Below are 7,410 nucleotides of genomic sequence, written 5' to 3'. Positions count from 1 at the left end.
GAATATCTTCGAGCTCGTCGAACACCTGGTCGACCGATTCGATGGCATCTTCCGGAGGAATAAAGTATGCAATTTTGTCGGACATCCTGGACAGCGGCTTGCTGAGCGGACGCATGATATACTTATTAACGTTCTTGACCGCTTTCATACCCCACGAAAGCGTATCGGGAAGAGAAAGCAGTCTGAGGGTTTCACCGGTCGGAGCGGTATCGAGCACAAGCGCGTCGTACAGTCCGGCGGTTTTATAGCGTTTGATGCGCAGGAGAGAGAAAAGCTCTTCCATGCCCGGGAGAATGGTCATCTCGTCGGCCATGACGCCGGAGACGCCCTGGGCCATGAAAATTCTCGTATAGTATTTCTGTACCGAGTGCCAGTTCTGCTTCAAATCAACATAGGGGTTAACCTCGATGGCATGCAGATTCTCCTTTATCTTGATTGGTTCGGCTCCGAGTGGAAGGTTGAATGAATCCGACAGACTGTGAGCCGGATCGGTCGAAAGCACAAGGGTGCGATGGCCCAACTCGGATAAACGGACAGCAGTCGCAGCCGAAACACTGGTTTTGCCTACTCCGCCTTTACCTGTAAAAGTTAAAATACGCATGAACCGGACATTGGTTTTGTGAAATACAATCGAAAGACAAAAGATATAACTCTCCCCGGACTCTACAAAGAATGAAACATACACACTTACCGCCACGTAAAAAAATAAGCCCCTGTTTCAGGAGGATGATCTTCCCCATTCTACCGATATGCCGTCCCTACGGCCCCCAGGGTTTTACCCTGCGCTACCGACATGCCGCCCCTACGGGGCTGGGGAAATAAAAAACCCCCTACTTGGGGGGGCATACACCATTTCTACCGATATGCCGTCCCTACGGCTCCCAGGGTTTCACCCTGCGCTACCGACATGCCGCCCCTACGGGGCTGGAAAACCGGCATGCCGTCTTCTTTGCAAACCCCGTTCCCCTCCAATCCATAATTCAAAATCCATAATCTCTTCCCGCCTACTGACTCCTGACTACTGACTACTGACTACTGACTACCGACTACTGACTACCGACTACTGACTACCGACTACTGACTCCTGCCATTTGCATATTCGACCGAGTGTTCCGTTATTATCTTAATCTTTCAACAATACCCGGCTTTTCGCGCCCACTCTTCAGCATACCGCCATGATGCCAGAAACCTTACCGATAACCGATCTCACGGCAGCCATTACCGCTTCGCGGAAAATCAGCGAGGATGTTTCGGTCATAACCTTCGAATGCCCCGAAATTGCCTCCGTGGCACGGCCAGGAAACTTCGTCAATATCAAGGTAAACGATACGACGCAACCGCTGCTCCGCCGGCCGTTTTCCATTCACAACGTCCGGGGAAACTCGATCGACATCATGGCCAGGAACGTTGGATGCGGAACCGCAATTCTTGCCGGCTCCCCCTGCTTCTCTACCATGCAGGTTCTCGGACCGCTCGGAAACAGCTTCGACATCCTGAACCCATCCTTCGACACCGCCCTCCTGGTTTCCGGCGGCATAGGAACCGCTCCGATGCTCTTTCTCGAAAAACAGCTTGCCCTTCAGGGCTCCGGCTGCATCAATTTCGTCGGCGGCAGGACATCAAGAGACCTGCTGCTGCAGAACCTCTCGAACTGCCGGACGGCGACCGACGACGGTTCGGCAGGATTCAGGGGCACCGTGGTGGAGCTGCTCGAACACGACATCGAGGCACTCGGCAAAAAAAGCCGCCTGAAAATATTCGCCTGCGGCCCGAATCCGATGCTCCGGGCTGTAGCCGCGTTCAGCAGAAAATACGGCATTGCATGCGAAGTGTCGCTCGAATCGATCATGGGATGCGGCATCGGCATCTGTTACGGCTGCTCCGTCGAAGTCAGGGCTCCGGGAGGCGGCATCGAAACTGTCCTGCTATGCCGTGAAGGACCGGTACTTGATGCAGGACGGCTTGTTTTGTAACTTTGTTCGATGTATTGTCCAATAAAAGAACGACAGCGGTATTTCACTGTTGCGCACCGGATACTGTCTGCCGGAACGATAACCTCAGCAGAAACCATATCATGGCTAAAGGACTCAATAAAGTAATGCTCATCGGCCATCTCGGCAACGATCCCGAACTGAGAACCACCGCTTCGGGACAATCAGTCTCCAATTTCACGGTAGCAACCAGCGAAAACTTCAAGGACGCATCCGGAAGCTGGCAGGACCGCACCGAATGGCACCGGATAGTCGCTTGGGGAAAACTCGCGGAAATCTGCAACCAGTACCTGAAAAAAGGCCGGCAGGTCTACATAGAAGGTCGCCTGCAAACCAGAAGCTGGGACGACAACAAAAGCGGCGAAAAGCGTTATGCCACCGAAATCGTCTGCACCGACATGCAGATGCTCGGATCTCCGAAAGAACAGGGCAACGGGGGCGGGTACGGCGATGCCGGCCATTCGCAGGAGCGCCCCCAGTACAACCAGATGCCCCGCGATGCCAGGCAGCAAAGCCCTTCCGGCAACACTTCACAGCCATCCGGACCGGCCATGGAACAGGACAAGGACGACCTGCCGTTCTGAACTTCACCGCACTGAAGCCGGAGAGTCCGCGGTGCGGACTCTCCGGCTTCAGCCTTTTGGCTTCTGATCGCCGATTGACACTATGGATGCTCTGAAAACAAGAATCCTCTCGGGAAAAATCGATCCCGTTTATTTTTTCACCGGACCTGAAAGCTATATCAAGGAAGAGCTTGTCGGACTGATAAAAGCCGCGATTTTTCCCTCGCCCCAGGAAGCGACATACAACTCCGTACTGCTCTACGGGCAGGACCTCACCCTTGGCGAACTGGCCTCGAAAGCCTCCGAGTACCCCATGTTCACCGAAAAAAAGCTGCTGATCGTCCGGCAGTTCGAAAAAGTCAAACGCACCGGCTCAAAGGAGCAGCAGAAACATCACGAAGAAAAGTTTGCCTCCTATATAGCCAACCCCGGAAACTTCACCGTACTGGTGCTCGATACCGACAGCAACGATAAAAAAGATCTCGACAAATCACCCTTCAGGGAGCTGAAAAAATTCAGGACCGATTTTCCGGCAATCCGCAATCCCGACCTGTTCGCTACCGAAAAGGCGAAAGCTGCGGGATGGGAGTTCGAGCCGGAAGCACTGAAGCTCCTTGCCGCCTATGTGCAGCCCTCCGCACGAGAGATTGCAGGCGAAATCGATAAAATCATTCTTTACGCCTCATCGATGCGCAAGGGCAATACCATCACCGCCACAGATATCTATGACTGCGTCGGCATATCGAAAACCTACAACGTCTTCGAGCTCGAAAAAGCCGTTGCAGGCAGGAACCTGCGACTGTCGAGCGGCATTTCGATCATGATCATGGACCGGGAAGGGCAGAAGGAGGGGCTCGGAAGCATCGTCCGCTATCTGACGACTTTTTTCATGCGCCTCTGGAAGCTTTCGGTGCCCGCCGTAAGGCAGCTCCCGCCGGCAGAGATCGCCAGGATTCTGGGAATGTACGGCAAGCAGGAGTTTTTCGTACGGAACTATCTCGGCTACACCGGTGCGTTCACCTGCGAGCAGACCGTCTCGGCCATTCTCGCGCTCAGGGAAACCGATGCCGCACTCAAAGGACTGCTGCCCTACCCCGACGAGCGCTTCCTGCTCTTGCGATTGATGCAGAAACTGATCGGATAATCCGCAAATTCCCCTGCCGTGTACGGCACACCGCTAACGGCCAACAATCTTCTACATCCACCCTTCGCGCCGATACCATGTGATGGTTTTCGATACCCCTTCTTCGAGCGACATATCGGCGGTAAAACCGAAATCGAGATTGGCCGCTTCGGGCGAACATACCCAGTAATCCTGAACCAGCTCATTGGCCTTGTCGCGGTTGAGCAGGCCGGGCTTTCCCGAAAACGACGCAACAGCACCTGCCACAGCGCCGAGCAGAAACACCACCGGTCCGGGCAGATTGATCCGGTGCAGCTTCCTGAAACCAAGCACGGGACGTGCGGCGGCAATAACCTCCTCCCACGACCATGAACAGAATGATGTTATATAATAAACCCGCCCTTCGGTCCGTTCAGAACGCGCGGCAGCCATGATCCCCCGCACGAGGTCATCCACATAGATCATGCTGAACCGCTGCTTTTCGGGATTTCCCGCCGACACCAGCACCCCTCGGGAAAGCATCAGGAACACCTGCAGCACATCGCGGTCGCCAGGACCGTACACCGCCGGAGGTCGCACGATGGTAACGGGCACCGAGGCCGACACATCCATGCAAAGCGTTTCGGCTCTCAGCTTGCTGCGCCCGTAAGCGCTTACCGGATGCGGCTCGTCGGACTCCCTGAGGCCATGCACACCCTCAGCAGCCGGTCCGGCCGCAGCAAGCGACGAAACCAGTACAAACCGCTTCAGTCCCGGATTGTGCTGCTTCACGGCGGCCAGCAGGTTGCGCACCGGCATCACGTTGCCCTCTTCGAACCCGGCATCTCCGGCAGCTTTGGTGACCCCTGCAAGGTGCACGATCCGATCCACCCCGCGCACTGCATGCCGAAGAGCCTCCGGATCGCCGAAACTCCCCCTCACCACCTCGGTCTTTTCCTGCAGTGCGCCACCTGCGCTCTCGGGACGAAGGAAAACCCGCACCGATGCATCCTCCCCTGCAAGAAGCTTCAGCAGCCTCGCCCCGATAAAACCAGTTGACCCTGTAACCAGTATCGTTTCACCCATATGACTGTACTCCTCGTTAATGCGTACCGGGCACTCCCGCATCCCTGAAGGTCTTGCCGGCTGTAAAAAAACGGAACCTCGCTTTACCGAAAAAACAAAAATTTTAATACATTTCGGTTTCGGGGCAAGCACCCGCACTGAAACCCGGTCACCAAAAGAATAAAGAAAAAGAGACGACCGCAAAAACGAGAAATTCCAGCTTTGACTTGTTACAGCTGAAGTAAATATTGCATGACTGTGGAGAAACCGAAAGACCTGTTCAAGAAATGCTTTGATTTCACCCTTGCCGATGAAGTAAAGGCACAGGGCATATACCCCTTTTTTCATCCGATTGACGAAACCGAAGGTCCGGTAGTCTGCTTTGCGGGACGCAAGATGGTTATGGCCGGCTCCAACAACTATCTCGGCCTCACGGCCGACCCGAGGGTCAAAAACGCCTCCATCAACGCAATAAACAAGTACGGCACCAGCTGCAGCGGATCGCGCTACATGACCGGCACCGTCAACCTGCACATCGAACTCGAGGAAAAACTCGCCGACTGGTTCGAAAAGGAACGCTGCCTGCTCTTCAGCACAGGCTACCAGACCGGCCAGGGCATCATTCCCACACTGGTACAGCGCGGCGAATACATCGTTTCCGACCGCGACAACCATGCCAGCCTTGTAGCGGCATCCGTGATGGCCCAGGGCGGAGGAGCCAACCAGGTGCGCTACAACCACAACAACATGGATGATCTGGAGCGCGTGCTTCAGAAAATTCCTGAAAACGCCGGACGCCTGATCGTTTCTGACGGCGTTTTCTCGGTTTCAGGCGAAATCGTGGATCTTCCGAAACTGGTGGAGCTCGCCAAAAAATACAACGCCCGCATCGTCATCGACGACGCTCATGCTGTCGGCGTCATCGGCAAAGGCGGCAGGGGCACCCCGTCCGAATTCGGACTGGTGAACGAGGTTGACCTCATCATGGGCACCTTCTCCAAAACATTCGGCTCGCTCGGCGGTTACGTCGTAGGCGACCGGCCTGTCATCAACTACATCAAGCACAACGCATCGTCGCTCATTTTCAGCGCGTCGCCGACCCCGGCAAGCGTTGCCGCAGTGCTTGCCACGCTCGACATCCTGCGCCATGAACCGGAACTCATGGAGCGCCTGGTCGCCAACACCGACTATGTCCGCCAGGGTCTGCTCAAGGCAGGCTTCAAGCTCATGCCTTCGCGCACGGCCATTGTCACCGTGCTCATCAGCGACCAGATGAAAACCCTGGTCTTCTGGAAAAAACTGTTCGATGCCGGCGTTTACGTGAACGCCTTCATTCGCCCCGGCGTCATGCCCGGCCACGAAGCGCTCCGCACCAGCTTCATGGCCACCCACGAACGTCACCACCTCGACAAAGTCATTACCGAATTCTGCTCCATCGGCAGGGAACTCGGTGTTATCTGAGAGCGTCCCCAACGTTTCTGTCCCCCGTTACACTGAGTCAGTCCCCGGCATCTGCCGGGGATTGATGTTTCAACGCCCTCCCGGCTACCGATATCGCACCCCGACGGGGTTTGCAGAGAAGACGGTATGCCGGTGTTCAGTCCCGTAGGGACGGCATATCGGTAGAAACGGGGGGCCTCCCAATATGGGTTTCGTTGTATGTTTCCCCAGTCCCGTAGGGACGGTATATCGGTAGCGCAGGGTGAAACCCTGGGACCCGCAGGGGCGGCATGTCGGCAGAAACGCGACATCACCCCGCGAGGGAAGCGGCCAGGGAGGCAATGAACGTAATAGTTGCGCTTTTCTGTTTTTTTTTAATAGATTTACCGATATATGTGAATACCCGGAGGACGAATGTTGTACTGTTATTGACTGTAATTGTGCCGTACGTACCGTGTTGATGTTTATGCAGGAGAAAGACTTTACCAACCATGTTCTTTTGTAGTTCGTATTATTGCAACCACACAACACATCACATAACAATGAAAACAAAACATGCGCAAGTCTACCCCCTTGTCCGTTTTGTTCTGTCAGCATTCTGCCTTCTGGCGCTGCTGGTGCCGCTGCCCTGCTACGCAGCCGATACCGGCACGGTAAAAGGCAAGGTTACCGACAAGGCTGACGGCGAAGGAGTTTACGGCGCTTCCGTTACCGTTGCCGGCACCACCATCGGTACCGCTACCGACATGAACGGCAACTTCACCATCAGCGGCGTACCCGCAAAACAGCAGAAAATTTCCGTCTCCATCGTGGGCTACTCACCCGCGAGCCAGGTAGTCAGCGTCGGCGCGGGCCAGACCTCCGTGGTCAACCTCTCGCTCGGCCAAACCACCGTTATGGCATCGGAAGTAGTTGTCGGCGCGGCGCTTTACAAGCAGGACAGGCTTGAAGTTCCGGTGACTGCCAACGTGGTTTCTGCCGAAAAAATCAAACAGGAACCTAACCCGACCCTCGACCAGGTCGTTGAGGACGTCCCTGGCGTTGTTGTCACCCGCGCCGGAGGACAAACAACCTCAACCCTGCAGATCCGCGGCTCCAATACTTATCAGGGCGGTGCAATCGGCACCCGAGTGCAGGGCTTCTATGACGGGTTCCCGCTCAACAGCCCGGAAACCGGTGAAGTTGTCTGGTCTTCGGTCAACATGAACGCAGCCGACAAGGTCGAGGTGCTCAAAGGTTCAGCAGCAAC

At 55.3% G+C, this 7,410-nt stretch carries 7 protein-coding genes; 5 read left to right on the top strand and 2 right to left on the bottom strand.

All coding sequences use genetic code 11. From position 1 onward, the window contains the following. A partial coding sequence (locus K9G39_RS11135; RefSeq protein WP_292004999.1) for a TRC40/GET3/ArsA family transport-energizing ATPase occupies positions 1 to 601 on the bottom strand: 601 nt, incomplete at its 3' end. A 574-nt stretch (positions 602 to 1,175) separates the two neighbouring features. On the opposite strand from K9G39_RS11135, the gene K9G39_RS11130 reads away from it, so the two are divergent. The 3 genes from K9G39_RS11130 to holA all read left to right on the top strand — a co-directional run bounded on the left by K9G39_RS11130 (position 1,176) and on the right by holA (position 3,698). Further along, the gene (locus tag K9G39_RS11130) at positions 1,176 to 1,973 is read left to right on the top strand and encodes a dihydroorotate dehydrogenase electron transfer subunit (RefSeq protein WP_292004998.1); all 798 of its coding nucleotides are present in this window, start codon (positions 1,176 to 1,178) and stop codon (positions 1,971 to 1,973) included. 101 nt (positions 1,974 to 2,074) lie between these two features. Continuing rightward, positions 2,075 to 2,575, top strand: a complete 501-nt coding sequence (locus tag K9G39_RS11125; RefSeq protein ID WP_292004997.1) for a single-stranded DNA-binding protein — start codon at positions 2,075 to 2,077, stop codon at positions 2,573 to 2,575. 82 nt (positions 2,576 to 2,657) lie between these two features. Continuing rightward, positions 2,658 to 3,698, top strand: coding sequence for a DNA polymerase III subunit delta (holA, locus tag K9G39_RS11120; RefSeq protein WP_292004996.1), 1,041 nt, complete (start codon positions 2,658 to 2,660; stop codon positions 3,696 to 3,698). Positions 3,699 to 3,749: 51 nt separating this feature from the next. On the opposite strand, the gene K9G39_RS11115 is transcribed toward holA, so the two are convergent. Then, entirely contained in the window at positions 3,750 to 4,742 is a 993-nt protein-coding gene (locus tag K9G39_RS11115) for an NAD-dependent epimerase/dehydratase family protein (protein WP_292004995.1), read from the bottom strand. 237 nt (positions 4,743 to 4,979) lie between these two features. On the opposite strand from K9G39_RS11115, the gene K9G39_RS11110 reads away from it, so the two are divergent. Together K9G39_RS11110 and K9G39_RS11105 are read left to right on the top strand one after the other, a co-directional pair. Continuing rightward, complete coding sequence (locus K9G39_RS11110) at positions 4,980 to 6,182, top strand: pyridoxal phosphate-dependent aminotransferase family protein (RefSeq protein ID WP_292005000.1); 1,203 nt, start codon at positions 4,980 to 4,982, stop codon at positions 6,180 to 6,182. A gap of 521 nt (positions 6,183 to 6,703) precedes the next feature. Continuing rightward, on the top strand, positions 6,704 to 7,410 hold a 707-nt coding region (locus K9G39_RS11105; RefSeq protein WP_292004994.1), incomplete at its 3' end, for a carboxypeptidase-like regulatory domain-containing protein.

It is taken from the genome of Chlorobium sp. (assembly GCF_021740465.1).
Classification (GTDB): Bacteria; Bacteroidota; Chlorobiia; order Chlorobiales; family Chlorobiaceae; genus Chlorobium.
Note: the sequence above shows the minus strand (reverse complement) of the source record. Positions and strands in the feature narration are given on the sequence as shown.